Here is a 25,587-nt window from a genome sequence, read left to right as displayed (position 1 = left end):
GCCCCCGCGAGCCGGTCAGCGTGCCGCGCACGTCACGGACGCCCCCCGCGGCGCCCGTCTACCTGGCGCCCGGCCCGCACACGAGCCGCGCGGAGCGCACGCCGGTGACGCCCGCCGGCAGCCGCAGGCCCCCGCACTCGGAGCGAGTGACACGTGGCACCCAGCACAGCAGCCAGCCGCGCCCCGTGACGGGCGGCTGAGCAGCAGGCACAGAAGACAGAGCGAACAGCGGGGACGGTACGCACACGCCACTCCCCGCATGGCGAAGGCCCTCGGCTCCGGGAGCCGAGGGCCTTCGCCATGCGGACAGTAGGGGCCTTCAGCCCTTCCAGCAGCGCTTCACGACGCCATCGCTGACCTCGAAGTTCAAGCGACCGCTCAGGTATTCCATGGTGATCATCGCGCCCGGCGGCAGCGACCTCACGGTGGACCAGCCGCGCTCACGCGCGCGCTGCTCCGCGCCACTCGCCTCCAGACCGACGTACGTGTCCGGATTGTCCTGGGGCTCTGCGGATGGAGTGGGAATCGGTGCCATGCCGCCACGTTAGGCGCCGGAATGCGGACGGGGAAGCCCGCTAGCCGCCACGATCCGTCACCGGTACCTCTCCGGTCACGCTTCTGTCACAGGATCACGACACTCGATTCGACCGCCGTGACATCTGCCGCATGGCAGCGGGGAGTCACACGAACGGGCGGTTCCCGAAGCGTTTCGCGCACTGCCGAACGTAATTCCTGACTAGCTTGACGGCGATCCGAATAGGCCCGAGGGAACCCGGCGGAATGCGGGGCCCACTCGGTGCGTACGCCTTTCCGTTCCGAATCCGTGGTGCGTCCCGAATGGGGACGCACCACAGGAAATACATAGTTCAAGCACAGATCCGACGTACGCCCCCTGTCGGAGCGCCGCGCGACACGAGCATCATGGCGTGAGCTTCGGGAAGCCCAGGGCGCGATGAGCGAGGGGGCAGCGATGGGCACGGATACCGCGCAGGCACCGGTCCGGGCCGTACCGGTGAGGCAGCCCGGGCGGTTGATCGTCGACTGGCTCACCACCACCGATCACAAGAAGATCGGCCATCTCTACCTGATCACGTCGTTCGCGTTCTTCCTGGCCGGCGGTCTGATGGCGCTGCTGATGCGGGCCGAGCTCGCCCGTCCGGGCACGCAGCTGATCGACAACAACCAGTTCAACCAGATGTTCACCATGCACGGCACGATCATGCTGCTGCTCTTCGCGACGCCCACCTTCGCCGGTTTCGCCAACGAGATCATGCCGCTGCAGATCGGCGCCCCCGACGTGGCCTTCCCGCGCCTGAACATGCTGTCGTACTGGCTGTTCCTCTTCGGCGGTCTGATCGTGCTGGGCTCGCTGCTGGTGCCGGAGGGTCCCGCAAACTTCGGCTGGTTCGCCTATGCCCCGCTCAACAGCCTGGAACGGTCGCCCGGCATCGGTGCCGACATGTGGATCATGGGGCTGGCGCTGGCCGGTTTCGGCACGATCCTCGGCGCGGTGAACTTCCTGACGACCATCGTCGGGATGCGCGCCCCCGGCATGACGATGTTCCGGATGCCGATCTTCGTCTGGAACACGCTGTTCACGTCGATCCTCATCCTGATGGCGTTCCCGGTGCTCGCCGCGGCGCTGCTGGTCCTGGAGGCGGACCGGCGGTTCGGCTCGCAGGTCTTCGCCTCGGCCAACGGCGGGGCGCTGCTGTGGCAGCACCTCTTCTGGTTCTTCGGGCATCCGGAGGTCTACATCATCGCGCTGCCGTTCTTCGGCATCGTCACGGAGATCCTGCCGGTGTTCAGCCGGAAGCCGATCTTCGGTTATCTGACGCTGGTCGGCGCGACGATGGCGATCACGGGTCTGTCGGTGGTCGTGTGGGCGCACCACATGTTCGCGACGGGAGCGGTGCTGCTGCCGTTCTTCTCCTTCATGTCGTTCCTGATCGCGGTGCCGACGGGGGTGAAGTTCTTCAACTGGACCGGCACCATGCTCAAGGGGTCCCTGTCCTTCGAGACGCCCATGCTGTGGTCCACGGGCTTCCTGGTGACCTTCCTGTTCGGCGGGCTGAGCGGGGTGATCCTGGCGTCACCGCCGCTGGACTTCCATGTCACGGACACCTACTTCGTGGTGGCGCACTTCCACTACGTGGTGTTCGGCACCGTCGTCTTCGCGACCTTCGCCGGCTTCTACTTCTGGTGGCCGAAGTTCACCGGGAAACTGCTCGACGAGCGGCTCGGCAAGATCCACTTCTGGACGCTCTTCGTCGGCTTCCACGTCACGTTCCTGGTGCAGCACTGGCTGGGCGCGGAGGGCATGCCGCGCCGGTACGCGGACTATCTGGCCGCCGACGGCTTTACGGCGCTCAACACCGTCTCGACGATCGGCTCGTTCCTGCTCGGCCTGTCGACGCTGCCGTTCCTCTACAACGTCTGGAAGACGGCCAAGTACGGCGAGAAGGTGGGGGTCGACGACCCCTGGGGCTTCGGCCGCTCGATGGAGTGGGCGACCTCCTGCCCGCCGCCCCGGCACAACTTCCTCACGCTGCCCAAGGTCCGCTCCGAATCCCCGGCCTTCGACCTCCACCACCCGCAGTTCGCGGCGATCACGCCGCCCCAGACCCGGTCAGGTCAGGAGCGCTTCAACCCTCCGCAGTGACCGTCACCGACAGGTCGTTGTCCGCCGTGTAGTACGGCCCCGCCATCGCGTCGCCCTGCTCCGTCTTCAGCGCGACCTTCGGATAGGTGAAGATCGGCTTCTTGTCGGCGACGTCGTCGAGCAGCCGGGCGATCCGTAACCGCGGCCCGTTCTCCCCCGCCGGGCGCAGCCACAGGTCCCAGATGCCCTCCGTCAGGGCGCCGTAGTCGACCGTGAAGCGGAACTCGGTCCGGTCAGCCGTGATGTCGGCTCGCAGCGGGGTCGCCGGTGCGTGACGGGCGCGTACTTCGGCGTACGCGTCCGGCGTGAGCGTCTCGCCGTACAGCCGGCCTCGTACGCTCAACTCCCCCTCCTTGACGTACAGTTCGCCCGCCTCGGCGTGCGGGGCGCGCAGCCAGCTGCGGACGGTGAGGTTGCCGTGCTTGGTGGCGTACGGGATGCGGACGGCGATGCGGCCGGCGGTGTCGTCGTCGGGGACGCGGTCGACGAGCGAGCGCAGGTCGTTGACGCCGGGCACCAGGCGCTGCGGCTCGCCGTCGGACAGTTGGGCGTAGGCGTCCCAGCGGCCTTCGGGCAGTTCGACGCTGCTGGGCAGCGCGGCGCGCAGCCGGTCGTCGGCGGTCGGCGTGAGCGGCAGGCTGACCTCCCCCTCGCCGCCCCGGCGGCGCAGCAGCAGGTGCGCGGTGCCGGCCCGGGCGGACCCGGTGAGGTCGAAGGTGAGCCCGCCCGCGGAGTCGGCGATGCAGTCGGCGCGCGGGGGCATGGCGGCGCCCTCGTCGGTGTGCTGGGGCGCGGGCTGCGGAGCCAGCGTCATGCGGTGTGCCCCTTCTTGAGTACCGTGCGTCCGGCATCCCGAACGGCATACGCGCCACCGAGCAGCGCTGCGCGGGTGCGGTGCAGTGAGCCGCGCATCCGGCCACCCGTCGAGCCGCCGCCACGGGCGGCCAGGCCGGAGAACAGCGACTCGTAGCGTTCGGCGATCCGGCTCGGGTCGAAGCGCTCGGAGTCCTTGAGGGCCGCGCTCGCCATCTGGTGGCGGAGTGCGTCGTCGTTGATCAGCTCGAGGAGGCCGTCGGCGATGGCCTTGACGCTGCCGACCTTGACGAGGCGTCCGTCGACACCGTTGTCGATGATCTCCCCCGGGCCGTGCGGACAGTCCGTGGAGACGACGGGCAGACCGCAGCGCATGGCCTCGACGATCGTCATGCCGAAGCTCTCCAGGCTGGAGGTGACGGCGGCTACGGAGCCCTTGGTCCACTCGGGCTCGATGGGGTGGGCGGGGCCCATCAGATAGACGTGGTTGTAGAGCCCGAGGTCGTCGATGAGGGCGCGCAGCTTGTCCTTCTGCTTGCCGCCGCCGTATATCCGCAGGCGCCAGTCGGGCCGCTCTCCGCGTACCCGGTCGAAGGCCTTGATCAGCAGGTCGTACCGCTTGACCGGGGCGAGCCGCCCGGCTGCCACGACCCACTTGCCGGAGCCGTCCGCGGGCTGGACGCCGGGCGCGGGCACGGAGTTGGGCACGGCCTCGACGCGTACGCCGGGCAGCCGCATCTTCTTGCGGTACGCGCCGGCATCCGCCTCGGTGGTCGTCGTGAGCGCGTCGAGCCGGGGATAGACGCCGCGCAGCTCCTCGCGCAGGGCGGCCGAGTGGCTGTCGAGCGTGAGGTGCTCCTGGCCGACCCGGATCGGGCCGCGCCGCGTCTCCCTGGCCAGATGCACGTTCAGGCCGGGCCTGGTGCCGACCACGACATCGGCGTCGACCTGCGCGAGGTGCTCGGCGATACGGCGGTCCGTGAGGGCGCTGTACTGGTCGTAGCGGCCCTCCGCACGCGGGAAGACCCTGGCAGGACGCTTGTTGTCGGGGTCCTCGCCCTCGTAACCCGGGCTCTCCTTGCGGAGGTCGACGAGGTGGCGCAGACGGACGCGGGGGTCGGGTGCGAAGACCGGCTCGTCGCGGTGGCGGAACACCGAGACGATCTCGACGTCATGCTGCTCGGCCAGAGTGCCGGCGATGTTGTACGTCGTCCGGATCGTCCCCCCGATCCCGTACGCGTTGTGTATGAGGAAAGAAATATGCATGCGTCCCCGAATCCCCTGTCTCGTCCGCTACCGCGTGGTTAGACCTGGGCCACCGGGAGATGGTTGGCCTCTATTATCACCTTGTTCCCAAAGAGTTTCGCTTTTGGGTCCAGATGTACGGAACCCTTCGTCAACTTCACGCATCCGGGCTAGTAACGGACATCGCAGGGATCGTGAACCTCAGGGCTCGTAGGCCAGCTGCGGTACGTCGAAACAGTTGCCGTTCATGTCGTCCTGGCTCACCCATCCCTCCGCGTCCCCCCAACGGGCCACGGACACACAGGTCCTGCGGGTCTCCGGGGGCTCGGGCAGGCGCTCGTAAGTGACGGGCAGCAGCAGGCCGTCGGCGGTATACGGTTTCCCGTCGGCCACGAAGCGGTCGACACACGCGCGCGTGATGCCCGTTTCCGCGCAGGAGTCGGCCGCGTCCGTGAACCACATCGCCGCCGCCCAGCCCTCCAGCTGCCACTGGGAATGGGTCTTGAGGTCCTTCGTGGCATCGCGGAACTCCCGTACGGCCTCATGGTCCGTGTCCTCGAAGTTGCGGCTGGAGCCCGTCGCCCACAGGGCGTTGCGGCAGCGCGGCGAGTCCTTGTAGTCCTCGCGGACCTTGGACGACCAGTTCTGCACATTGGTGACCTTGGCGAGGACCTCGGCGCCGACGTCGTCCATGGCCTTGCACAGCTGGGCGTTGCCGTACGAGTCGATCGCGTCGAAGACCAGGTCGGCGCCCTGCTCCTTCAGGTCGGCCGCCACGGCGCGGAAGTTGGGCAGCGAGAAGTCGACCTGCTCGGTGACCACCTTGTAGCCCTCGGCCTTCAGGCCCCGGGTGATGAGCCGCGCGTACGCGGCCGAGGCCGGCTGGTTGTAGGAGACAACCGCCGCCGTACGGGCGCCCTGCTCACGCTTGAAGTAGCGGTAGACCTCCGTACCGCCGTACAACTTGCCGTCCCAGCCGGGCTTTCCGTCCCGTGGCGCGAGGCTGCCGTAGATGCTGTAGAGGTGCGGATACGTGTCGTACGCCGGGCCGATGGGCTGTCCGCCGATGTCGGGCACGCGCGCGCGTGAGACACGGGAAGCGCCCGCGTAGTCGAGGGACGAGCCCGCGACCAGGGCGACGACCTTCTCCTCGTCGAGGAGCTTGTGCACGCACTCGTTGTTGCCGACGCCGCTGCCGCCGTCGTCGCACGTACGGACCTCGACCTGGCGGCCGTCGATGCCGCCGCGCGCGTTCAGCCGCTCGAAATAGGCCTTCGCGCCGTCGCGGGGGCCGGTGAACGCGTCGCCGCCGACCGGGCTGGTGGCGCTGGTGATGATGCCGACGCGGACCGGCTCGCCGCCCGCCCGCGTGGGGGCGTTGTCGTCGGGCCGGTTCTCGAAGTCGCTCTCCGGGAGGCGGCTGCCGCAGGCCGTGCCCAGCAGGAGCAGCAGGCCCGCGACGGCGCACTCAGCAGCCCGGAAGCGGCGACGCATTACCGCTCAGCCCGACCAGGCCGCACAGCGTCTTGACGGAGACCTTCCACACGTCGTCCTGCTCGACGGCCGTACCGGTGGCGTCGGGCATGACGGTGGCGCCCTTCAGGGTGAGGGTGTACGTCACGTTCGCCTCGGTCGCCGAGGTGAACTCGACCTTGTTGACCTCCGCCTGCACCTGCCCGCCGCGCTGGTCTCCGCTGAAGGCTTGCAGGACCGGGGCCATCTGGTCGCCGTTCTCCAGATAGTCCTGCTTGTCCTTGAGGGGGGTGGCGGGGTCGAAGAACTTCACCCAGTTCTCCTTGATCTCCCGCTCCGCCGCCGCGGCGTCCTCCGGCGCCGTGGGGCTCTCTTCGGCGGGGGTGGGTTCCTGCTCCACCGTGGGCGTCGCCGGCGTCGTGTCGCCGCCGCCACTGTCGTCCCCGCAGGCCGTGAGGGCCGGGCCCGCCACCAGGACGGCGGCCGCCAGCCACGCCGCCGTACGCCGTCCGGGACCATGCATCCGCTTGCCGCTTCCCCGCCTAGGGCGCTTCTGATGGATATCCGTGGAGGAAGGAGCGGCGTCCGGTGCGTGCGATCGGCGTGCGGTGTGAAGGGTCATGTGGCGGAGCCACCTGTCCCTTTGCGCCGTGCGGCATGGGGGTCCCCCCGCTCGAGCGGAGCCGAGAGTGGGGGAGTGCGTGCTGGGCGTCGTGACGCCGCGGAGATCCATCAGGAGTGCCCTAGGGTCGCTGCCGAGAACCATCTGGCTCACCACCGGGTGTCGGTCCGGGCCATCAGCGCCCGGTTCTTTCAGGGTCAGCTTCCACAGGGCATAGTGCAAGCCATTGGCTGGCATGGACAGACACGTGACAGACACATGACGTGGGAGCTCCGATGCGGACTGCTCGACTGCGGACTGTGCACCCCGTCCTCTGGGCCGGGTGGGCGGCGCTCGCCGCCGGAGCGGTGCTGTGCGTCATTGGCTGGTACGGGATCTCGGGCGAGCGGTTCGCCGAGCGGCAGCTGCCCTATCTCGCGTCCTGCACGGTGCCCGGCGCCGCGCTGATCATCGCGGGCTCCGTGCTGCTCACCCACGGCAGGAACGCCCTCGCGGCGGCGCGCGTGGAGGAGTTGTACGGGCTCCTGGTGGCCGCCGAGCCCGCCGACGCCGACGAGTCCGGGCAGGCTGCCCTGGCGCCCGTCGCCGTCAGCGGTGAGCTGCTGATGGTGCCGGGCGGCACGCTGTGGCACCGGGACGACTGCCCCCTGGTCGCCGGGAAGCCGGACGCTCTGCCGGTCGACTCGCGGGTCCTCGCGCGCGGGGAACTGGATCCCTGCCCGATCTGCGAGCCCGCCGCCTCGGACGACCGGTCGTCCGAGGCGGGCGACTGATGGCGTCACTGACGTACGACCTCACGCTCGCCGGGCTCTCCGTCGGCGCCGCCGCCGCGCTCACCGGGATCGGACTGATCGTCACCCACCGGGCGACCGGCGTGCTCAACTTCGCGCACGGCGCGATCGCGATGGTGTGCGCCTATCTGCTGCGCCAGCTCACGGTCGAGTGGGACTGGCCGCTCCCGCTCGCCGCCGCCCTCACCCTGCTCGTGGTGGCGCCGGGCATCGGCCTGGTCCTGGAACGCTTCGTCTTCCGTCCACTGTCCGTCCTGGGCAGCGATCCGGCGCAGACGCTGGTCGCCTCGATCGGCGTGTTCGTGCTGCTGGTCGGCGGGGCGGCGCTGATCTGGGGTCCTGGCGCCCACTCGGACGCGCCGACGCTCGTAGCGGCGGATCCCTGGGGGCAGTTGACGGTGACGCTGGTCCTGGCCGTGGGTGTGGGGGCACTGACCCGCTGGACGCGCTTCGGCCGGGAGCTGCGGGCCGTCGTCGACGACCGCTCACTCGCCGTGCTCGGCGGCATCGACGCGGACCGGGTGGCCGCGGCGGGCTGGGCCTTCGGCTCGTTCACGGCGGGACTGACGGGGGTACTCCTGGCGCCATACGTACGCCTTGATCCGTACGGTCTGCCGCTGCTGGTCATGGAGGTGGTGGCGGTCGCGGTGGCCGCCCGGATGCGCAACCTGCCGGTGGCCGTGGTGGTGGCGCTGGGCATCGGAGTCGCGCAGAGCCAGCTGACGCGACTCCACCCGTCGGGCTGGCGCGAGCCGCTGGTGCAGGCGCTGGGGGCGAACCTCTTCGTCGTCGCGCTGTTGGTCACGGCGCTGGTGCTGCCGGGGATCGGCGCCCGGGACGCACTGCCGCGCACGGCGACGGCGCGGGTGGCGACGCCACCGGGCGCGTGGATAGTGGCCGTGGTCCTCTTCCTGATCCCCCTGGGCTTCGCGGGTCAGGACCTGCATACGTCCGTGCAGGTCCCGGCACTGGGCGTAGTGCTGCTCTCCCTGGTGGTGGTGACGGGCCGCGGCGGCCAGATCTCGCTCGGTCAGGCGGCGTACGCGGGCCTCGGCGCCCTCTTCACGGCCCTGCTCGCGGCGGGCCGCTTCCCCGGCCTGCCGGAACTTCCCGAACTGGCCGCGCTGCTGGTCGCCGTCCTGCTGGTGGCTCCGCTGGGCCTGCTGACCGGATGGCCCGCCATCAGCCGGCACGGTCTGGCCCTGGCCCTCGCGACCTTCGCGGTGGGCGTCGGCGTCAGCCGCTTCGTCTTCGCCCAGCCGTACGCGACGGCGGGCCTGACGCTGGGCCGCCCGGCGGGCTTCGAGAACGACCGCACGTACTACGTACTCGAACTCGGCCTCCTGGCAGGCGCGTTGCTCGCCGCGCACGCACTGCGCCGGGGCCGCACGGGTCGCGCCCTGGCGGCAATGCGCGACCACGAGGCGGGCGCGTCGGCGGCGGGCGTCCGCGTGCCCGCGCTGAAGCTGACGGCCTTCGTGGCGGGCGCGGCCCTGGCCGCCCTCGGCGGCGGCATGCTCGGCATGGGCCTGCGCGCTTTCGACCCCACCGCGTACGACCCCGTACGCGGCCTCCTCTGGTTCGCCGCGATCGTCGTCCTGGGCGCCGACAGCGTCCTCGGCGCGCTGGCCGCGGCGGCCCTCCTGGTAGGCCTGGACGCAGGCACCCGCGGCGGCGTGGCCGCCGCCCTGATCGGTCTCCTGGCGGTACTGGTGGGCCGCTTCCCGGGCGGCCCCTACGAGGCACTGCGCCTGGCCGCAGAACGCCTCCGGCTACGCCGAGAGGCGACGCTCACACCGCTGGGGGCGAGGGTACGGAGACGGCTCCGGCCGACGCCGCCCGCGCCACGCCGGTCGTCGCGGGTCGCGGCGCGGGCTACGGGGGTTTCGGCGGGGGCATCCGGGCCCGCTGGGGCAGGCGGTGCCACGGAGTCGGGCGCCCTGGGCGGTACGGCCCGACGGGGCACGGCCTACGGCCCGAGCGCGACACCTGAACCGGGCGGAAAAGCCACCGGCCCCGCCGAAGCCAGCGGCCCAGAAGACTCAACCCGCCCGGGCACAACCCACGGCCCCAGCGGGACACCTGAACCGGGCAGCACGCCAATCGGCCCAGACCGCACGGCGCCTGGCCGAACCGGGGAACCTGGAGCGCCAGGCCCGACCGAGGCACCCGGCCCCGCCGAGACCCACGGCCCAGAAAACTCAGCCCGCCCCGGCGCAACCCACGGCCCGAACGGGACACCTGAACCGGGCAGCACGCCAATCGGCCCAGACCGCACGGCGCCTGGCCGAACCGGGGAACCTGGAGCGCCAGGACCGGCCGAGGCAGGCGGTCCCGCCGACGCGATCAGCCCCGCCGAAGCCCGTGGCCCAGAGGACTCAGCCCGACCAGGCACAACCCACGGCCCGAACGGGACGCCTGAACCGGGCAGCACGCCAATCGGCCCCGGCCGCACGGCACCTGACCGAACCGGGCGGCCGGGGACGCCAGCGGCACCCGGCCCCGCCGCTGGGGCGATCAGCCCCACTGGAGCCGACGGCACTGAAGGCTCACCCCGCCCAGGCACAACCCACGGCCCGAGCGAAACACCCGAACCGGGCGGGAAGGCCACCGGTCGTGGCCGCACGGCGCCTGGTCGAACCGGAGAGCCTGGGCCGCCAGGCCCGGCGGAGGCAGGCGGGCCTGGCCGGCCAAGCGGTCCAGGCGCCCCAACCGCCCACGGCCCCGCGTCGCCCCCCAAACCGCGGGGCGAGCCGGTCGGCCGTCTGCTCCGCGCCCGCGGCCTGCGCGTCACCTACGGCGGCTTCACCGCCCTCGACGGGGTCGATCTCGAGCTCCGCCCGGGCACGGTCACCGCCGTCGTCGGTCCTAACGGGGCCGGGAAGAGCACCCTGTTTCACTGTCTCGCCGGGACCGTGCGGCCGGACGCGGGGCGGGTCATGTTGGGGGAGCGGGATGTGACCCGGCTGCCGGCGCACGCCCGTACGCGGCTCGGTGTGGCGCGGACGTTTCAGCAGCTTGCCGTTTTCCCTACGTTGACGGTGGCCGAGAACGTGCGGGTCGGGGCCGAGCAGGGGCGCGTCGTGGATCCGGGCGCCGTGGAGCGCGTGTCGCGGCTGCTCGGGCTCGACGGGGCGGTACGGGCCTTGCCCGCGGCGGGGCTGCCGACCGGCACCCTGCGGCGTGTGGAACTCGCCCGGGCACTGGCGGGCAGCCCGCGTGTCCTGCTCCTCGACGAGCCCGCTGCCGGGCTCGACACGGGCGAAGTGGCCGCGCTGGCCCGCGTGTTGCGGGCCCTCGCCGCCGACGGCATGGCCCTGCTCGTCGTCGAGCACGACCTCGACCTGGTGGCCGATTTGGCCCACACCGTGCACGTCATGACGGCGGGCCGCATCGTGGCCTCCGGCCCCGCCGGCCACGTACTCGACCACCTCGAAGGCCTCGACGCGGCGGTTGAACGATGAACACCGGTATTTCGCTGCGCCACGCGCGCGTGCGGTACGGCCCGCTGGAGGCCCTGCACGGCGTGACCCTCCTGGCGCCCGCCCCCGGCCTCACCGTCCTGCTCGGCCGCAACGGCTCGGGCCGTACGACCGCGCTGCGCGCCCTCGCCGGCACCGTCCCCCTGTCCCGCGGCGCCGTGGTGTGGGACGGCACCGACGTGACGCGGATGCCCGCATACGAACGGGCCCGCCGCGGACTGTGCCTGGTGCCGGAGCGGCAGGCCGTCTTCGGCTCGCTCACCGTCCGCGAGAACCTCGAACTCGCGGCGACCGGCGGCCGCTTCGCACCCGCCCTCGACGCCTACCCCGCACTGCACCCCCTGCTCGACAGGAAGGCCGGCACCCTCTCCGGCGGAGAGCAACGCATGCTCGCCCTCTCCCGCGCCCTCCTGGCACGCGCGCGCGTGGTGCTCGTCGACGAACCCGCGCAGGGCATGTCACCGCCAGTCGCGGCTCGCACGTACGAACTGCTCGGCGGCCTCGACGCCTGTGTGATCGTGGCCGAACAGCGACTGCCGCCCGGCCTGGTCGGCAGGGCGGCAGTCGTGTACGAACTCCGGCGTGGCGAGGTCGTGTTCAGCGGCGAGGCGGCGGAGTGGGCAGCGGCGGACCCATCAGCACCGGACCGGGAGTGACCGCCCGGCCGGAGGCGGCCCCCTTGGGGAGGCTCAGCATCATGCCGGGAGTCAGCCGGTTCGGATCCTTCCCGACGGTCTGCTTGTTGAGCTGGTAGAGCGCCTGCCAGCCACCCTTGATCTTGTAGCGGTGGGCAAGTGACGAGAGCGTGTCGCCGGGCTTCACCACATGCGCCCGGCCCGTGAGTCCGTACCTCTTGGAGCAGACGGGCCACGCCTCCCATCCCTGGACGCTCAGCACTTCCTGGGCGACGGTGATCTGCTCCTGACGGGTGGCCAGATCCGCGCGCCTCGCATACTTCAGGCCGCCGAACTGCTCCCAGGTGGACTGCCGGAACTGCAGCCCTCCGTAGAAGCCGTTTCCGGTGTTCACATCCCAGCGGCCACTGCTCTCGCAATGGGCGACACAGCCCCACGGCCACTGGTCTTTCGTGCAGTCGGACGCCGTCCGGGCCCCGCCCGGAGGACCGGACGCCGGAAGCGGTGGCGCGGGGGCCGCCTCGGCGGGGGCGAGCAGGGTCAGGGCTACGGCGACGACAGCCGCGTACCACATGCGCTTGATCAGCATTCGGCCACGCTAAGCAGGCGGCAAAGGTGGTCCGTTGAGCCGCGCCTGAGGCGGGTGGGGCCCCACCCGGTCGGAGGACCGGATGGGGCCCGATGCCCCGAGGGCAGGGGGAGCAGAGGGCTCAGAGATTGAGCCGCTGCCCGGGGACGATCATGTTGGGATCGGTGCCGATGGCGGCCCTGTTGGCGGCGAAGATCCGCTCCCAGGTGGTCCCGTGCCGCGCGGCTATGGCGCTCAGCGTGTCGCCGGCGCGGACGGTGTAGTCGCCGCGGGACGCGTCGCGGCCGGGGTGGCTGGTCGAGCGGGCCGGCGCCTTCGACGGCTTCGCGGGCTTGGACGGGGCGGCCTTGGTGCCGGGCGTGGGGGCGGCGGGCGCGCTGCCGGACGCGCCGGCCCGCGAGGAGCAGGTGGGCCAGGCGCCCCAGCCCTGCGCGCGCTGCACCTTGGTGGCCACAGCGATCTGCTGCGCCTTGGAGGCCTTGTCGGCGGTCGACGCGTAGGCCGTGCCGCCGTACGCGCGCCAGGTGGCCGCGGAGAACTGGAGTCCTCCGTAGTAGCCGTTACCGGTGTTGATGTGCCAGTTGTTGCCGCTCTCGCACTGGGCGATGCGGTCCCACACTCCGCTGTCCGCCGCCGCGGCGTTGCTGCCGGCGGCGAGCAGTCCGAGGGGGGCGAGCAGGGCCGCCCCGGCGAAGACCGCGGTCGTACGTACCTTGCGAGTGGTGTCGGCACAATCGGACATGTAGTTCCCTCTCGAAGGACTCGGGGTCCCCCAAGGCGGGACGGAACTCGCCGCCCTTTGGCCGCGGTTGCTCCGGTCCGCCCCGTCCGCCGACGGTGGTGCTTCGAGCTGGCTGTGGTGCGGCCGGCGGACGTACCCGAGCGGTGCTCGTTGCACACGGCCGAGGAATCTATGGAGGTGCGCGGCCCTATATCAACCAAATCCTTGTCATTCCAGGCCAGTTCGCCGTTACCAGCAGTATCGGCGAATTCCAGCCACCCACTTCATTCGCCGATATCCGGATTTGTCTACCCTGTCTCCTGACGATCTGTGACTCACCTCACCGAATCAACTTCCTTGGATTTCCGAGGAGTTGGCATGGAGTAGCAGATTCCGCAGCCGGATTCACCGTGCGCGCAGGATGGTGCGATTCCGTTCGCTCCCGGGCGTGACTCCGGCCACAGATCGTCCGTTGTCTTCTTCATGAACCGGGAACCCTCCCGCTTCATGAGCCGGGAGCCGCCCGGCGACGCACGCACCGCATCCCGAGGAGCCACCCGTGCCGCGCATGCTCGACGTCAGCGACGACGTACGCGCCGAGATCGGCGACGAAGAAGCCGACCGGCTGCTCGCCGGAGAGAACGCCCCGGGCAGTTACGACTGCACGTCCTGCCGCACCCCGGGCGACTCGGAACAGGAGCGCACCAGCACCGTCCTGTTCATCGGCGAGGAGACCGCCGTCCTCGCCTTCGCCCACGCCACCTGCCTGCCCTCGCAGGTCGTCCAGGTCACCGAGGAGCAGCTGCAGGGAGCCGTCCGCTCGATCACCGGACAGGACTCGATCACGGGGCAGGACTCGGTCACCGGGCACGAGCGCCCCTCCGAGGTCCTGCCGGAGCAGGCCGTCCTCGGCGTCACCAGCGGACTCGTCCTGCTCGGCGGCGAGTTGCACCCCGCGCTCGTGGTCGAGCCGACCGGGCCCATCGCGCGCCCCGGGGCGGGAGGCGGCGGTGACGACTTCCTGCCGCTCCTCATCGAGCAGGGTTTCATGCCGCTGCCCCAGCTGACCGAGGTGCCGCGCGTGCTGCACGGCTGGTCCGTGCTGCTCGCCATGGGCCAGCTGCACGCGGTCCTGCAGCCCGGCACCGGTGGCGGCTCGCCCGTCGCCTGGTGGCAGGCCCACCAGCCGCTCCAGGTCACCGACAGCTGGCGGCAGGCCGCCAACAAGCACCAGCAGGTGCTGCTGTTCGCGGCCCCCGCCGGCTCGATCGGCCGCCAGCCCCGCGAGGACCTGCTCCGCGAGGCCCTCGACAAGGCGGCGGCGAACGGGAAGCTGGTGGCTTGCGCGATGCCGCTTGCTGGAACGTGAACGCTCCGCTGGGCTCGGGGTATTGAGACCGGTGGGTCAACTGCGGGTCTGTTGGGGCTGGTCGCTCCCCCGCTCTCGGCTTCTCCCCCAGTGCCTTAAGGGCCTGGGGGGCCCCCAGAGCGGGGGGACCCCCATCGCGGCGTAGCCGCATATGTCACAGCCCCGCACCGTTAGCGGCCCGGGGTCGTTGGCACGTACGTGCACACCTACGACTCCCCTCGCCGCCTGCCGTACACCGCTCCGATCCCGGCCATGCGGCCGGCGCAGGACTCCTCCGGTCATTCGGCCACGCCGATCTACGACGCGCTCTACGCGGAGTTCCGCCGGTCCTTCCGTGCCCTGCCGGGCGATCGCAGCGGCGAGGAGGAGCTGGGCTTCACCGCCTTCGGGACCGTGCAGAACGCGAGCGGACGTCCGGCCTCACGCAGCCGCGGCACCGGCATCTGGCAGCCGGTCGCGCGGCAGCACGCCTCGGGGCTGATCCCGGCGCTGCCGCCCTGGCCACGTAAGGAACGCTGACGCGGCTGCTCGTACATCTCGCACATACGGAGCATCTCGCACGTACGGAAAGGGCCCCCTGCATCAGCAGGGGGCCCTTTCCACGCGCTCAACTCGCAGCAGGCGCCCGTTACTTCTTCTTGCCGCGCTTCTCGCGCACCCTTACGGAGATATGGATCGGCGTCCCCTCGAAGCCGAACTCCTCGCGCAGGCGGCGCTCGACGAAGCGCCGGTAGCCGTGCTCGATGAAGCCGGACGAGAAGAGCACGAACCGCGGGGGCTTTGTGCCCGCCTGCGTGCCGAACAGAATGCGGGGCTGCTTGCCGCCCCGGATCGGGTGCGGGTGTGAGGCGACCAGCTCGCCGAGGAAGGCGTTCAGCCGGCCTGTCGGGACCCGGGTCTCCCAGCCGGCCAGCGCGGTCTCGATGGCCGGGACCAGCTTCTCCATGTGGCGGCCCGTGCGCGCCGAGACGTTGACGCGCGGCGCCCACGCCACCTGGGCGAGCTCGGTCTCGATCTCCCGCTCCAGGTAGTAGCGGCGCTCCTCGTCGAGGGTGTCCCACTTGTTGAAGGCGACGACGATCGCGCGGCCCGCCTCCACGGCCATCGTCACGATGCGCTGGTCCTGGACGGAGATGGACTCGGAGGCGTCGATGAGGATCACCGCGAGCTCCGCCTTCTCCACGGCGGCGGCCGTGCGCAGCGAGGCGTAGTAGTCGGCGCCCTGCTGGAGGTGGACGCGCTTGCGGATGCCCGCCGTGTCCACGAACTTCCAGGTGACTCCGCCGAGTTCGATGAGTTCGTCGACCGGGTCACGGGTGGTGCCCGCGACCTCGTTGACGACCACGCGCTCCTCGTTCGCCACCTTGTTGAGCAGAGACGACTTGCCGACATTCGGGCGGCCGATGAGGGCGATACGGCGCGGTCCGCCGACACCGACGCCGAAGGTCTGCGCCGGGGCGTCCGGCAGCGCCTCAAGGACGGCGTCCAGCATGTCGCCGGTGCCGCGGCCGTGCAGGGCGGAGACGGGGTGCGGCTCGCCGAGGCCGAGGGACCACAGGTACGCCGCGTCGGCCTCACCGCTCGGGCCGTCGACCTTGTTGGCGCACAGCACGACGGGCTTGCCGGCCTTGCGCAGCAGCCGGACGACCGCCTCGTCGGTGTCGGTCGCGCCGACCTTGGCGTCCACGACGAAGACGACGGCGTCGGCCGCGTCGATCGCGTACTCGGCCTGCGCGGCCACGGACGCGTCGATGCCGAGGACGTCCTGCTCCCAGCCGCCGGTGTCGACGACCTTGAAGCGGCGGCCCGCCCACTCGGCCTCGTACGTGACGCGGTCGCGGGTGACGCCGGGCTTGTCCTCGACGACCGCCTCCCGGCGGCCGATGATGCGGTTCACCAGGGTCGACTTGCCGACATTCGGGCGGCCGATGACGGCGAGGACCGGGAGCGGGCCGTGGCCGGCCGCCTCGATCGCGCCCTCGACGTCCTCGACGTCGAAGCCCTCTTCCGCGGCGAGCTCCATGAACTCCGCGAACTCGGCATCGCCAAGTGCCCCGTGCTCGTGCTCCGAGCCGTCGGGCTGGATGTGGTCGTTCATGAAGTCCGTACCTCGTCGTTCATCGTGGTGATCGGTGGAACCCCCTGAATCTGGGTGATCCACTACTCAAGTGTCGCCTAGTGCGTGCTGGGACGCCGGGCGTTTTCCAGGCGTCCGGTGAGGCGCCTGGCGTCTTCCAGGTGGGCGGCGAGCTGCTTCTGGATGCGCTCGGTCGCCTCGTCGAGCGCCTTGCGCGTACGCCGCCCGCTGCCGTCGCCCGCTTCGAAAGGGTCGCCGAAGACGACGTCTACGCGGCTGCGCAGCGGAGGCAGCCCCTTTATCAACCGTCCGCGCCGCTCCGTACTTCCCAGGACGGCGACCGGAACGACCGGCGCTCCGCTGCGTACGGCGAAGTAGGCGAGTCCGGCGCGCAGTGCGGCGAAGTCGCCCTCGCCGCGGCTGCCCTCGGGGAAGATGCCGAGGACTCCGCCGTTCTCCAGGACGCCGAGGGCCTGGGTGATGGCGGTGCGGTCGGCGGTCGAGCGGTCCACTTTCAGCTGGCCGACGGCGTGCATGAAGGGGCCGAGCGGGCCGACGAACGCCTCCTTCTTGACCAGGAAATGCGATGGCCGGGGTGCCACGCCGATGACCATCGGGCCGTCGATGTTGTGGGAGTGGTTGGGGGCGAGGATCACCGGGCCGGTCGCGGGGACCTTCCAGGCGCCCAGGACGCGCGGCTTCCACAGCCCGTACATCAGGCCGACGCCGATGCGCCTCCCGACCTCGGCACCGCGTGCCGAAGGTGGCTCGGTCACTTCGCTGCCCGCTTCTCCTCGACGAGGGTGACGACGCACTCGATGACCTGCTGGAGCGTGAGGTCGGAGGTGTCCACCTCGACCGCGTCGTCCGCCTTGGCGAGCGGCGAGGTCTTACGGGTGGAGTCGGCCGCGTCCCGCTTCAGCAGGGCCTCGCGGGTCGTGTGCAGGTCGGCGCCCTTGAGCTCGCCGCTGCGGCGGGCGGCGCGGGCCTCCGGGGACGCCGTGAGGAAGATCTTCAGGTCGGCGTCGGGCAGGACGGTGGTCCCGATGTCCCGGCCCTCGACCACGATGCCCCCCTCGGCCGACGCGGCGACCGAGCGCTGCAGCTCGGTGATCCGGGCGCGCACCTCGGGCACGGCACTGACCGCGCTGACCTTGGAGGTGACCTCCTGGGTGCGGATCGGGCCCGAGACATCCGTGCCGTCCACCGTGATGGTGGGCGCCGAGGGGTCCGTACCCGACACGATCTCGGGCTTCGCGGCCACGGCGGCGATAGCGGAGGGGTCGCTGACGTCTATGCCGTTGTTCACCATCCACCAGGTGATCGCCCGGTACTGGGCGCCGGTGTCGAGGTAGCTCAGACCGAGCTGGGCCGCGACGGCCTTGGAGGTGCTCGACTTGCCCGTGCCGGAGGGGCCGTCAATGGCGACGATCACTGCCGGAGCGGTCCGGGCGGCGCTGGTTTCCACGGGTGCGGGCACCTTCCTGGTACGGGGTGGTGGGCTGGCAGGGGCACGATCGCGCCCCGCACAAGGTTACTGTCTCCCCGAGCCCGGTATTACTGGCCTCCGGGCGGCCCGCCCTACGAGCTTCGGTGCGGCTACGGCGACCCCTACCGCTACTGCCGGATCGCCCAGCCCCGCTCCCGCAACGCCGCCGTCAGCACCGGCGCCACAGTCGGCTTCACCATCAGCTCCACCAGGCCCGCCTGCTGCCCGGTCGCGTGCTCGATGCGTACGTCCTCGATGTTGACGCCCGCGGCGCCCGCGTCCGCGAAGATGCGGGCCAGTTGGCCGGGCTGGTCGTTGATGAGGACGACGACGCTCTCGTACACCGTGGGGGCGGCGCCGTGTTTGCCCGGGACGCGGACCTGGCCGACGTTGCCGCGGCGCAGGACGTCCTCGATGCCGGTGGCGCCCTCGCGGCGCTTGGCCTCGTCGGAGGACTGGAGGGCGCGCAGGGCCTGCACCGTTTCGTCCAGGTCGGCGGAGACGTCCGCGAGGAGGTCGGCGACCGGGCCCGGGTTCGCGGACAGGATGTCGATCCACATCCGGGGGTCGGAGGCCGCGATGCGCGTGACGTCACGGATGCCCTGGCCACAGAGGCGTACGGCTGCCTCCTCGGCGTTCTCCAGACGCGCGGCGACCATGCTGGACACCAGGTGGGGCATGTGGGAGACCAGGGCGACCGCGCGGTCGTGGGCGTCGGCGTCCATGACGACGGGCACGGCACGGCAGTGCGACACCAACTCCAGCGCCAGGTTGAGCACGTCGGTGTCGGTGTCCCGGGTCGGCGTCAGCACCCAGGGGCGCCCCTCGAAGAGGTCCCCGGTCGCGGCCAGCGGGCCCGACTTCTCACGGCCCGACATGGGATGGGAACCGATGTACGCGGAGAGGTCGAGGCCCAGCGACTCCAGCTCGCGGCGCGGCCCGCCCTTGACGCTGGCCACGTCCAGGTAGCCGCGCGCGACCCCGCGCCGCATGGCGTCGGCGAGCGTCGCGGCCACGTGTGCGGGCGGCGCCGCCACGATCGCGAGGTCGACGGGGCCCCGGGGCTCCTCGTCCATGCCCGCGCCGAGCGCGGCGGCCGTACGGGCCTGCTCCGGGTCGTGGTCGGCGAGGTGCACGACGACGCCACGCCCCACCAGGGCCAGCGCCGCGGACGTGCCGATGAGCCCCGTACCGATGACGAGTGCGGTCCTCACTGGGCGATGTCCTTGCGGAGCGCGGCCGCGGCGCCGAGGTAGACATGCGCGATGTCGGAGCGCGGCAGATCGGACTCGATGTGCGCGAGGACGCGTACGACCCGGGGCATGGCGCCCTCGATGTCCAGCTCCTGTGCGCAGATCAGCGGTACGTCGGCGATGCCGAGCTTGCGCGCGGCGGCGGCCGGAAAGTCGCTGTGCAGGTCGGGCGTCGCCGTGAACCAGATGCTGATGAGGTCCTCGGTGGTCAGAGAGTTCCGCTCCAGGATGGCGGTGAGCAGCTCACTGACCTGCTCGTCCATGTGCCCGGCCTCGTCCCGCTCCAGTTGGACGGCGCCGCGGACCGCTCGTACCGCCACGGTGTCGCTCCTCGCTGATGTACGTATCGGCTGTGTGCCCATCCAGCGTAGTCAGCCCGTGGTGCACGGGTACGCGGCGCCCGCCTGCCGAGACAAGGGGCGATCCCCTTGTCACGGGCACGGCCAAAGCTCTTGTCATTGTTACGGAACCATTCGTTCCCGCCACTCGGAGTGAAACCGTCTGGGTCCGCCTATGGACGCCACCCGTCACGTCCGCTTGCATGGAACCGCAGTCCGCGACGCCTCGGGGGAGGCACAAATGAAGCGCTCCGGACCACTTTTCACGCTACTCGGGGGACTCCTGCTGGCCCTGGTGATGCTGTCGCTCAACGCGACGACAGGGACGAGCCCCACCGCGTCGGGCGGAGGCGAGACACCCGCCACGAAGGTGTCGCCGAGCCCGGAGCCCGAGCCGACGAAGACGACCGCGTCACCGAGCCCGTCGCCGAGCGCACCGGGCAACGCCGACTACGCGGGCCGTACGGACGACGACTCCTCCGCGGTCGCCGTCTCGCTGCGCGACGGCAAGGCGATCGCGTACTTCTGCGACGGCCGGGACCAGGAGTCCTGGCTGAAGGGCGACGTCAAGGCCGACGGCAGCATGCGCCTGACCAGTAAGCAGGGCGGCGTGCTGAACGGCGAGCTGAAGGGCGGCCGGATCAGCGGCACGGTGGACATGGGGCAGCAGGAGTACGGGTTCACCGCCGACAAGGCGCTCAAGCCCTCTGGCCTGTACCGGGCCACCGAATCCGTACGCGGCGCCGAGATCGACGGCGGCTGGATCGTGCTGCCGGACGGTCAGCAGGTCGGCATCGTCAAACGCGACGGCACGCCCTCGGCCGCGCCCCGTATCGACCCCGAGACCGGCGCCGTGACGGTCGACGGACAGCAGCTCACCGCGCGCCCCGTGCAGCCGTAGACCTCCGTTCAGCCCTGGCCTCAGCCCTGACCGCAGGGAGCCGACCATGACCGTCGACCCGAACGCCGCCACCCAGGACTTCCCCTCACCCGAACCGGCCCGCGGTCGCCGCCAGCAAGCCGTCGGCTACCTCGTCCCGGCCCTGGTCGCCGGGGCGGTCGCCCTCGCCCTCGGCGCGTACGGCAAGGTGCACGAACCGGCGGGCACGGCCTTCAACCTGGCCGGGTTCAGCAGCACGGGCGCCGTCAAGTCCTGGCTGGCCACGGGCGCGATGGGCTTCGCGGTGGTGCAGTTCGTCTCGGCGCTCATGGTGTACGGGAAGCTGCCGGGGCCGAGCTGGGCAGGGGTGCTGCACCGCTGGTCGGGGCGGGTCGCGTTCCTGGCCGCGGTACCGGTCGCCGTGCACTGTTTGTACGCTTTGGGCTACCAAACATATGAACCGCGCGTATTGTGGCATTCGCTGTTGGGGTGCTTCTTCTTCGGTGCCTTCAGCGCCAAGATGCTGCTCCTTCGCTCGGAGCGACTGCCCGGTTGGCTGCTGCCCATCGTGGGCGGGCTCGTCTTCGCCGCACTCACAGTGGTCTGGCTGACCTCCGCCCTCTGGTTCTTCCGCACCTTCGGAGTGACGACATGACGATCAGCGCGACGCGTCGCACGGTCCTCGCGGCGGGCGCGGCCGGCGCGGCTGCCCTGCTCGCGGGGTGCAGCGAGTACGGAAACGAGAACGGCGGCGGCGAGACGGAGTCGCCGACTCAAAAGGAGCCGACGTCCGGCGAGTCCCCCGGTGAGGCCCCGGCCGGCGAGGAACTGGCCAAGACGACCGACATCCCGGTAGGCGGCGGCAAGATCTTCAAGGACGAGCAGGTCGTCGTCACGCAGCCCGAACAGGGCGAGTTCAAGGCCTTCTCGGCCATCTGCACCCACCAGCGCTGCACGGTCGCCAACGTCTCGGACGGCACCATCAACTGCACCTGCCACGGCAGCAAGTTCCGCGTGGCCGACGCCTCGGTGGCCGACGGCCCCGCGACGAGACCCCTCCCCGAGGAGAAGATCGCGGTCACGGGAAATTCGATTCGCCTGGCGTGATCCGGACCCTACGCTCGTCCGCATGAGCCCCGAGGACCTGGTGCGCGATCACACGATCTACTCCTGCGTCATGGGCTCCCGCGCCTTCGGTCTGGCCACCGACGCCAGTGACACCGACGTCCGGGGTGTGTTTCTGGCCCCCACCCCGCTCTTCTGGAGCTTCGAGAAACCACCGACCCACGTCGACGGTCCCGCGGACGAACAGTTCAGCTGGGAGCTGGAGCGCTTCTGCGCACTGGCCCTGCGCGCCAATCCGAACATCCTGGAATGCCTGCACTCCCCGCTCGTCACGCACGCGGACGACACGGGCCGCGAACTCCTCGCCCTGCGCGAGGCGTTCCTCTCCCGCCAGGCGCACGACACCTTCGCGCGCTACGCACTGGGCCAGCGCAAAAAGCTGGAAGCGGACGTTCGCACGCAGGGCGCGCCGCGCTGGAAGCACGCCATGCACTTGCTGCGCCTCCTGACGAGTTGCCGCGACCTGCTGCGCACGGGCGCGCTCGCCGTCGACGTCGGCGACCAGCGGGAACCTCTGCTCGCGGTGAAACGCGGTGAGGTGCCGTGGCCGGTCGTCGAGGTCCGCATGGCCCGCCTCGCGACTGAAGCGGACGAGGCGGCCGCCCGCAGTCCGCTTCCGCCCGAGCCGGACCGGGCCAGGGTCGAGGACTTCCTGATCCGGGTCCGCCGCGCCTCGGCCCGCCGACCGCTCCCGGACGAGGAGATCATGCGTCCCAGAGCGCTCCCAGGGCCATGAGGTCCCCCCGGTACTCGATCCGGTCGGCCCACTCCGCAGGCCAAGCGTCCGCGCCGACGTACGCCCCGGCGAACGCGCCCGCCAGGCAGGCGATCGAGTCGGAGTCGCCCGAGGTGCAGGCGGCTCGGCGCAGGGCCGTGAGTGGTTCGTCGAGGAAGAGCAGGAAGCAGAGCAGGCCGGTGGCGAGGGCTTCCTCCGCGATCCAGCCCTCGCCGGTGGCCAGGCACGGGTCCGTCTCCGGCGAGGGTGAGCGCACGGCTTTCTGCAGCCGGTCCAGGATCTCCAGGCACTCGTCCCAGCCCCGCGCGATGAAGTGCGTCGGCGTCGGGTCCTGGCTGCGCGTCCACAGGTCGCCGAGCCAGTGATCGTGGTAGCGGGTGCGGTTCTCGTAGGCGTACGAACGCAGCAGTCCGACGAGGCCGGTCGGCTCGGTGCCCTGCGCGAGGAGGCGCACGGCATGCGCGGTGAGGTCGGACGCGGCCAGCGCCGTGGGGTGGCCGTGGGTGAGCGCGGCCTGCAACTGCGCGGCTCCGGCGCGTTGTTCGTCGCTCAGTCCGGGGATCAGCCCGATGGGCGCGACGCGCATGTTGGCGCCGCAGCCCTTGGAGTGGATCTGGCTGGCGTCCTGCCAGGGTCGGTCCGGGCGCTCCAGCAGACCGCAGGCCCTGAGACAGGTGTTGCCCGGGGCGCGGTTGTTCTCCGGGGAACGGTTCCAGGCGATGAACTCCTGGCGTACGGCCTCGGCCATCGCCTCGGGTTCGAGCACCCCGCGGTCCATCACCGCCCGCAACCCTCGCCCCAACGCCAGCGTCATCTGCGTGTCGTCGGTGACGAGCGCCGGCGTCGGCAGCTCCATCTCCCGCCACGGCCCGTACTTGGCGAGGATCGACGGCACGTCATTGAACTCGGTCGGGTAGCCGAGCGCGTCCCCGAGCGCGAGCCCGTTGAGCGCTCCGGTGGCGGCTTGCTTCCTCACGGTGGTGGTCATATGGGGCGTCCTTCCCGGGACGGTCGAAGCAGCGGTGGGTGGAGGGCGGCGGCCGCGCCCGCCCGGTACAGCGCCGCCGGCTTGCCCCGGCCGCCGGTCAGGCGCGCCGCGCCGGGGATCAGTTCGACGAAGCCGGGCGTGGCAAGGACCTTGCGCCGGAAGTTGGGCCGGTCCAGGACCGTCCCCCACACCGTCTCGTAGACCTGCTGAAGCTCCCCGAGCGTGAACTCGGGCGGGCAGAAGGCCGTGGCGAGACAGGTGTACTCGAGCTTGGCGCCGACCCGTTCGTGGGCGTCGGCGAGGATCCGGTCGTGGTCGAAGGCGAGCGGTCCGAGCCTGTCGTACGGCAGCCACTGGGCGCGGGCCGCGTCTCCGCCACCGTGCGGCTCCGGAGCGTCGGGCAGCAGCGCCGCGTACGCGACGGAGACGACCCGCATCCGGGGATCACGGTCCGGCTCGCTGTACGTCCGCAGCTGCTCCAGATGCAGCCCGGTGACGTCCGACAGACCGGTCTCCTCGGCGAGTTCGCGCCGGGCGGCCGTCTCCGCGGACTCGTCGGGCAGGACGAAACCGCCGGGCAGCGCCCAGCGGCCCGCGTACGGCTCCTGCCCGCGCTCGATCAGCAGCACCTGGAGTACGGCCGCCCGGACCGTGAACACCGCGAGATCGACGGTGACGGCGAAGGGCTCGAAGGCGTGCTTGTCGTACCCCTCGGGAGCTTCGGGTGCGTTGCCCTTTGCTGTGGTCACGCCCACCCACCTCCTTAATAGTCACTCGGACTATAAAGAGGCGGGCGGGCTGTGGCAACCCCTCAACTCCCGTCCTTGGACGTCAACTCCCGTGCTTGGACGGCGCGAATGACGCCACCACCGCCCCCGCGGCCGACACCCCCGCCGAGACCCACAGCGCGGGCGCGCACCCGTCGATGAAGCTCTCCGCCGAGTCGTAGCCCCCGTACTGGACGAACACGGCCGCGGCGACGGCGACCCCGAAGACCCCGCCCAGCTCGCGCAGCGCGTTGTTGACGCCCGACGCGACGCCCACCTCGGCGGGCGGCACCGACGCGCTCACGGCGTTCGCGACGGTGGGGAAGACCATGGAGATGCCGACTCCGGCGATGATCAGCGGCAAGACCAGGCGGTCGTAGCCGACGCCGGGCTCCACCTGCCAGGCCATCAGCCCGAGTCCCACGGCTTGCAGGACGAGGCCCGTCAGCATGAAGGGCCGGTTCCCGAACCGGTCCGCGAGCGCGCCCGCGACCGGCGCGACGAGCAGCGGCGTACCCGTCCATACGAGGATCCGCAGGCCCGCCTCCAACGGGGAGTTGCCCAGGCCGACCTGGAAGAGCTGCGAGATCATGAACAGCGCGCCGAGCAGCGACACGAACATCAGGAAGACCGCGCCGTTGGCGGTGGAGAAGCCGCGCCGCCGGAAGTGCGCGAGCGGCAGCATCGGGTACCGCGCCCCCGACTCCTCCCAGCCGAGGAAGGCCGCCACGAACACGGCTCCGACACCCAGGGCGAACAGCACCTCGGCACTCCCCCAGCCGGCCTCCGGCGCCCGCACCGGCGCCCAGGCGAGCCCGGTCAGGCCCACGGCCGCCAACACCAGTCCGACGATGTCGAGTTGGGGCCGTGGGCCATAGCTCTCGCGCAGCTTCATCGCGGCGAGCGGGAGCATCACGAGCCCCAGGGGCACGTTCAGCCAGAAGATCCACTGCCAGGACAGACCGTCCGTGACGGCCCCGCCGAGGACCGGCCCAGCGGCCACCCCGAGCCCGCTCACCCCACCCCACAGGCCGATCGCCACGCCCCGCTTCTCGGCCGGGAACGCCTCGCTGATCAGGGTCAGTGTGAGTGGCAGCAGTACGGCCGCTCCCGCGCCCTGGACGGCGCGTGCGGCGATGAGTTCACCGGCGCCGCCGGCCAGCGCGGCCCACGCGGAGGCCAGGGTGAAGAGGGCGAGCCCGGCGACGTACATCCGCCGCCGCCCGAACCGGTCGCCGAGCGCCGCACCGGTGAGGGTCAGGCAGGCGAAGACGAGGTTGTACGCGTTGATCGTCCACTCCAGCTGGGACAGGCTCGCGCCGAAGTCAGCCTGCAGTGCGGGCAGCGCGGTGGCGACGACCACCACGTCCAGCGCGCACAGGAGCGCCCCCAGTCCCGCAAGGACCACCGTCCAGACGCGCCGCGGAGGTGCGGTGGACGGCGGTGCCTTGCGGGCGGGGGCGAGCAGAGTTTCTGTGATGTCGATGTCAGAGTCGATGTCAGACATGAGGGATAAAAGCCCTTCCGTGAGA

25 protein-coding genes and 1 pseudogene are annotated in these 25,587 nt (G+C 71.2%); 11 read left to right on the top strand and 15 right to left on the bottom strand.

Going from position 1 to position 25,587, the window contains the following annotated elements; all coding sequences use genetic code 11:
• Nucleotides 1–200 (top strand): annotated as a pseudogene (locus G6048_RS16085) (phosphatase PAP2 family protein); the annotation flags it as partial.
• 119 nt (nucleotides 201–319) lie between these two features.
• Here the strand turns inward: G6048_RS16085 and G6048_RS16080 are convergent.
• A complete protein-coding gene (locus tag G6048_RS16080) occupies nucleotides 320–535 on the bottom strand; it encodes an I78 family peptidase inhibitor (RefSeq protein WP_165340214.1) in 216 nt (71 codons plus the stop codon).
• 435 nt (nucleotides 536–970) lie between these two features.
• Here G6048_RS16080 and ctaD point away from each other — a divergent pair, with 435 nt between their 5' ends.
• Complete coding sequence (ctaD, locus tag G6048_RS16075) at nucleotides 971–2,662, top strand: aa3-type cytochrome oxidase subunit I (RefSeq protein ID WP_165340213.1); 1,692 nt, start codon at nucleotides 971–973, stop codon at nucleotides 2,660–2,662.
• On the opposite strand, the gene G6048_RS16070 is transcribed toward ctaD, so the two are convergent.
• The 4 genes from G6048_RS16070 to G6048_RS16055 all read right to left on the bottom strand — a co-directional run bounded on the left by G6048_RS16070 (nucleotide 2,646) and on the right by G6048_RS16055 (nucleotide 6,716).
• The gene (locus G6048_RS16070) at nucleotides 2,646–3,476 is read right to left on the bottom strand and encodes a hypothetical protein (protein WP_165340212.1); all 831 of its coding nucleotides are present in this window, start codon (nucleotides 3,474–3,476) and stop codon (nucleotides 2,646–2,648) included. The two genes, ctaD and G6048_RS16070, sit on opposite strands and share 17 nt — an antisense overlap.
• Nucleotides 3,473–4,741, bottom strand: coding sequence for a glycosyltransferase family 4 protein (locus G6048_RS16065; protein WP_165340211.1), 1,269 nt, complete (start codon nucleotides 4,739–4,741; stop codon nucleotides 3,473–3,475). The genes G6048_RS16070 and G6048_RS16065 overlap by 4 nt, the downstream gene beginning before the upstream one ends.
• 180 nt (nucleotides 4,742–4,921) lie before the next feature.
• On the bottom strand, nucleotides 4,922–6,214 hold the full coding sequence (locus G6048_RS16060) for an ABC transporter substrate-binding protein (protein ID WP_165340210.1): 1,293 nt from the start codon (nucleotides 6,212–6,214) through the stop codon (nucleotides 4,922–4,924).
• Nucleotides 6,189–6,716: a hypothetical protein gene (locus G6048_RS16055; RefSeq protein WP_165340209.1), complete on the bottom strand. Its 528-nt coding sequence runs from the start codon at nucleotides 6,714–6,716 to the stop codon at nucleotides 6,189–6,191. The genes G6048_RS16060 and G6048_RS16055 overlap by 26 nt, the downstream gene beginning before the upstream one ends.
• 374 nt (nucleotides 6,717–7,090) lie before the next feature.
• Here G6048_RS16055 and G6048_RS16050 point away from each other — a divergent pair, with 374 nt between their 5' ends.
• The 3 genes from G6048_RS16050 to G6048_RS16035 are packed head-to-tail and all read left to right on the top strand — an operon-like array spanning nucleotide 7,091 to nucleotide 11,744.
• Entirely contained in the window at nucleotides 7,091–7,588 is a 498-nt protein-coding gene (locus G6048_RS16050) for a hypothetical protein (protein WP_165340208.1), read from the top strand.
• Nucleotides 7,588–11,070 carry an ABC transporter permease subunit gene (locus G6048_RS49575; RefSeq protein WP_235989929.1) on the top strand — a complete coding sequence of 1,161 codons (3,483 nt, stop codon included), beginning with the start codon at nucleotides 7,588–7,590 and terminating at the stop codon, nucleotides 11,068–11,070. The genes G6048_RS16050 and G6048_RS49575 overlap by 1 nt, the downstream gene beginning before the upstream one ends.
• Complete coding sequence (locus tag G6048_RS16035) at nucleotides 11,067–11,744, top strand: ATP-binding cassette domain-containing protein (RefSeq protein WP_165340207.1); 678 nt, start codon at nucleotides 11,067–11,069, stop codon at nucleotides 11,742–11,744. Before G6048_RS49575 ends, G6048_RS16035 begins: the two co-directional genes overlap by 4 nt.
• On the opposite strand, the gene G6048_RS16030 is transcribed toward G6048_RS16035, so the two are convergent.
• Together G6048_RS16030 and G6048_RS16025 are read right to left on the bottom strand one after the other, a co-directional pair.
• Nucleotides 11,686–12,312: a LysM peptidoglycan-binding domain-containing protein gene (locus G6048_RS16030; RefSeq protein ID WP_165340206.1), complete on the bottom strand. Its 627-nt coding sequence runs from the start codon at nucleotides 12,310–12,312 to the stop codon at nucleotides 11,686–11,688. The two genes, G6048_RS16035 and G6048_RS16030, sit on opposite strands and share 59 nt — an antisense overlap.
• A 121-nt stretch (nucleotides 12,313–12,433) precedes the next feature.
• Nucleotides 12,434–13,054, bottom strand: a complete 621-nt coding sequence (locus tag G6048_RS16025; protein ID WP_206341645.1) for a LysM peptidoglycan-binding domain-containing protein — start codon at nucleotides 13,052–13,054, stop codon at nucleotides 12,434–12,436.
• 538 nt (nucleotides 13,055–13,592) lie between these two features.
• Between G6048_RS16025 and G6048_RS16020 the strand changes: the two genes are divergently transcribed.
• Together G6048_RS16020 and G6048_RS16015 are read left to right on the top strand one after the other, a co-directional pair.
• Complete coding sequence (locus tag G6048_RS16020) at nucleotides 13,593–14,402, top strand: hypothetical protein (protein WP_165340205.1); 810 nt, start codon at nucleotides 13,593–13,595, stop codon at nucleotides 14,400–14,402.
• Nucleotides 14,403–14,654: 252 nt separating this feature from the next.
• The gene (locus tag G6048_RS16015; RefSeq protein WP_165340204.1) at nucleotides 14,655–14,921 is read left to right on the top strand and encodes a hypothetical protein; all 267 of its coding nucleotides are present in this window, start codon (nucleotides 14,655–14,657) and stop codon (nucleotides 14,919–14,921) included.
• Between the two features lie 109 nt (nucleotides 14,922–15,030).
• Here G6048_RS16015 and der read toward each other — a convergent pair whose 3' ends face one another.
• From der to aroH, 5 genes are all read right to left on the bottom strand, one after another.
• Nucleotides 15,031–16,500: a ribosome biogenesis GTPase Der gene (gene der, locus G6048_RS16010; RefSeq protein ID WP_165340203.1), complete on the bottom strand. Its 1,470-nt coding sequence runs from the start codon at nucleotides 16,498–16,500 to the stop codon at nucleotides 15,031–15,033.
• A 77-nt stretch (nucleotides 16,501–16,577) separates the two neighbouring features.
• Complete coding sequence (locus G6048_RS16005; RefSeq protein WP_206341653.1) at nucleotides 16,578–17,195, bottom strand: lysophospholipid acyltransferase family protein; 618 nt, start codon at nucleotides 17,193–17,195, stop codon at nucleotides 16,578–16,580.
• A gap of 56 nt (nucleotides 17,196–17,251) precedes the next feature.
• A complete protein-coding gene (cmk, locus tag G6048_RS16000; protein ID WP_165340201.1) occupies nucleotides 17,252–17,947 on the bottom strand; it encodes a (d)CMP kinase in 696 nt (231 codons plus the stop codon).
• Between the two features lie 149 nt (nucleotides 17,948–18,096).
• Entirely contained in the window at nucleotides 18,097–19,182 is a 1,086-nt protein-coding gene (locus G6048_RS15995) for a prephenate dehydrogenase (RefSeq protein ID WP_165340200.1), read from the bottom strand.
• Complete coding sequence (aroH, locus tag G6048_RS15990; RefSeq protein WP_165340199.1) at nucleotides 19,179–19,541, bottom strand: chorismate mutase; 363 nt, start codon at nucleotides 19,539–19,541, stop codon at nucleotides 19,179–19,181. The genes G6048_RS15995 and aroH overlap by 4 nt, the downstream gene beginning before the upstream one ends.
• A gap of 259 nt (nucleotides 19,542–19,800) precedes the next feature.
• Between aroH and G6048_RS15985 the strand changes: the two genes are divergently transcribed.
• From G6048_RS15985 to G6048_RS15970, 4 genes are read left to right on the top strand one after another with little or no spacing between them, the layout of a single operon-like run.
• Complete coding sequence (locus tag G6048_RS15985; protein ID WP_165340198.1) at nucleotides 19,801–20,460, top strand: hypothetical protein; 660 nt, start codon at nucleotides 19,801–19,803, stop codon at nucleotides 20,458–20,460.
• Nucleotides 20,461–20,506: 46 nt separating this feature from the next.
• Nucleotides 20,507–21,094 (top strand): DUF6529 family protein, encoded by a 588-nt coding sequence (locus G6048_RS15980; RefSeq protein WP_165340197.1) that lies wholly within the window; start codon nucleotides 20,507–20,509, stop codon nucleotides 21,092–21,094.
• Entirely contained in the window at nucleotides 21,091–21,546 is a 456-nt protein-coding gene (locus G6048_RS15975) for a Rieske (2Fe-2S) protein (RefSeq protein WP_165340196.1), read from the top strand. Before G6048_RS15980 ends, G6048_RS15975 begins: the two co-directional genes overlap by 4 nt.
• A 22-nt stretch (nucleotides 21,547–21,568) precedes the next feature.
• Nucleotides 21,569–22,300: a nucleotidyltransferase domain-containing protein gene (locus G6048_RS15970; protein WP_165340195.1), complete on the top strand. Its 732-nt coding sequence runs from the start codon at nucleotides 21,569–21,571 to the stop codon at nucleotides 22,298–22,300.
• On the opposite strand, the gene G6048_RS15965 is transcribed toward G6048_RS15970, so the two are convergent.
• The 3 genes from G6048_RS15965 to G6048_RS15955 form a co-directional block, all read right to left on the bottom strand.
• Nucleotides 22,269–23,288: an ADP-ribosylglycohydrolase family protein gene (locus G6048_RS15965; RefSeq protein ID WP_165340194.1), complete on the bottom strand. Its 1,020-nt coding sequence runs from the start codon at nucleotides 23,286–23,288 to the stop codon at nucleotides 22,269–22,271. The genes G6048_RS15970 and G6048_RS15965 overlap by 32 nt on opposite strands.
• Nucleotides 23,285–24,037, bottom strand: a complete 753-nt coding sequence (locus tag G6048_RS15960) for an NUDIX hydrolase (protein ID WP_165340193.1) — start codon at nucleotides 24,035–24,037, stop codon at nucleotides 23,285–23,287. The genes G6048_RS15965 and G6048_RS15960 overlap by 4 nt, the downstream gene beginning before the upstream one ends.
• 82 nt (nucleotides 24,038–24,119) lie before the next feature.
• Nucleotides 24,120–25,562 (bottom strand): MFS transporter, encoded by a 1,443-nt coding sequence (locus tag G6048_RS15955; RefSeq protein WP_165340192.1) that lies wholly within the window; start codon nucleotides 25,560–25,562, stop codon nucleotides 24,120–24,122.
• Between the last annotated feature and the right edge of the window lie 25 nt (nucleotides 25,563–25,587).

This window comes from Streptomyces ureilyticus, assembly GCF_011045025.1.
Lineage (GTDB): Bacteria > Actinomycetota > Actinomycetes > Streptomycetales > Streptomycetaceae > Streptomyces > Streptomyces ureilyticus.
Note: the sequence above shows the minus strand (reverse complement) of the source record. Positions and strands in the feature narration are given on the sequence as shown.

What these genes read in the sequence shown, in the direction of transcription:
- G6048_RS15970 (WP_165340195.1), top strand. Translation starts at nt 21,569, where the DNA reads ATGAGCCCCGAGGACCTGGTGCGCGATCACACGATCTACTCCTGCGTC.
- G6048_RS15955 (WP_165340192.1), bottom strand. Translation starts at nt 25,562, where the DNA reads ATGTCTGACATCGACTCTGACATCGACATCACAGAAACTCTGCTCGCC.
- der (WP_165340203.1), bottom strand. Translation starts at nt 16,500, where the DNA reads ATGAACGACCACATCCAGCCCGACGGCTCGGAGCACGAGCACGGGGCA.
- G6048_RS16025 (WP_206341645.1), bottom strand. Translation starts at nt 13,054, where the DNA reads ATGTCCGATTGTGCCGACACCACTCGCAAGGTACGTACGACCGCGGTC.
- G6048_RS16035 (WP_165340207.1), top strand. Translation starts at nt 11,067, where the DNA reads ATGAACACCGGTATTTCGCTGCGCCACGCGCGCGTGCGGTACGGCCCG.
- G6048_RS15980 (WP_165340197.1), top strand. Translation starts at nt 20,507, where the DNA reads ATGACCGTCGACCCGAACGCCGCCACCCAGGACTTCCCCTCACCCGAA.
- G6048_RS16005 (WP_206341653.1), bottom strand. Translation starts at nt 17,195, where the DNA reads ATGTACGGGCTGTGGAAGCCGCGCGTCCTGGGCGCCTGGAAGGTCCCC.
- G6048_RS15975 (WP_165340196.1), top strand. Translation starts at nt 21,091, where the DNA reads ATGACGATCAGCGCGACGCGTCGCACGGTCCTCGCGGCGGGCGCGGCC.
- G6048_RS16030 (WP_165340206.1), bottom strand. Translation starts at nt 12,312, where the DNA reads ATGCTGATCAAGCGCATGTGGTACGCGGCTGTCGTCGCCGTAGCCCTG.
- G6048_RS16065 (WP_165340211.1), bottom strand. Translation starts at nt 4,741, where the DNA reads ATGCATATTTCTTTCCTCATACACAACGCGTACGGGATCGGGGGGACG.
- G6048_RS16015 (WP_165340204.1), top strand. Translation starts at nt 14,655, where the DNA reads ATGCGGCCGGCGCAGGACTCCTCCGGTCATTCGGCCACGCCGATCTAC.
- G6048_RS15965 (WP_165340194.1), bottom strand. Translation starts at nt 23,288, where the DNA reads ATGACCACCACCGTGAGGAAGCAAGCCGCCACCGGAGCGCTCAACGGG.
- G6048_RS16060 (WP_165340210.1), bottom strand. Translation starts at nt 6,214, where the DNA reads ATGCGTCGCCGCTTCCGGGCTGCTGAGTGCGCCGTCGCGGGCCTGCTG.
- ctaD (WP_165340213.1), top strand. Translation starts at nt 971, where the DNA reads ATGGGCACGGATACCGCGCAGGCACCGGTCCGGGCCGTACCGGTGAGG.
- G6048_RS49575 (WP_235989929.1), top strand. Translation starts at nt 7,588, where the DNA reads ATGGCGTCACTGACGTACGACCTCACGCTCGCCGGGCTCTCCGTCGGC.
- G6048_RS16055 (WP_165340209.1), bottom strand. Translation starts at nt 6,716, where the DNA reads ATGCATGGTCCCGGACGGCGTACGGCGGCGTGGCTGGCGGCCGCCGTC.
- G6048_RS16050 (WP_165340208.1), top strand. Translation starts at nt 7,091, where the DNA reads ATGCGGACTGCTCGACTGCGGACTGTGCACCCCGTCCTCTGGGCCGGG.
- G6048_RS16080 (WP_165340214.1), bottom strand. Translation starts at nt 535, where the DNA reads ATGGCACCGATTCCCACTCCATCCGCAGAGCCCCAGGACAATCCGGAC.
- G6048_RS16070 (WP_165340212.1), bottom strand. Translation starts at nt 3,476, where the DNA reads ATGACGCTGGCTCCGCAGCCCGCGCCCCAGCACACCGACGAGGGCGCC.
- G6048_RS15985 (WP_165340198.1), top strand. Translation starts at nt 19,801, where the DNA reads ATGAAGCGCTCCGGACCACTTTTCACGCTACTCGGGGGACTCCTGCTG.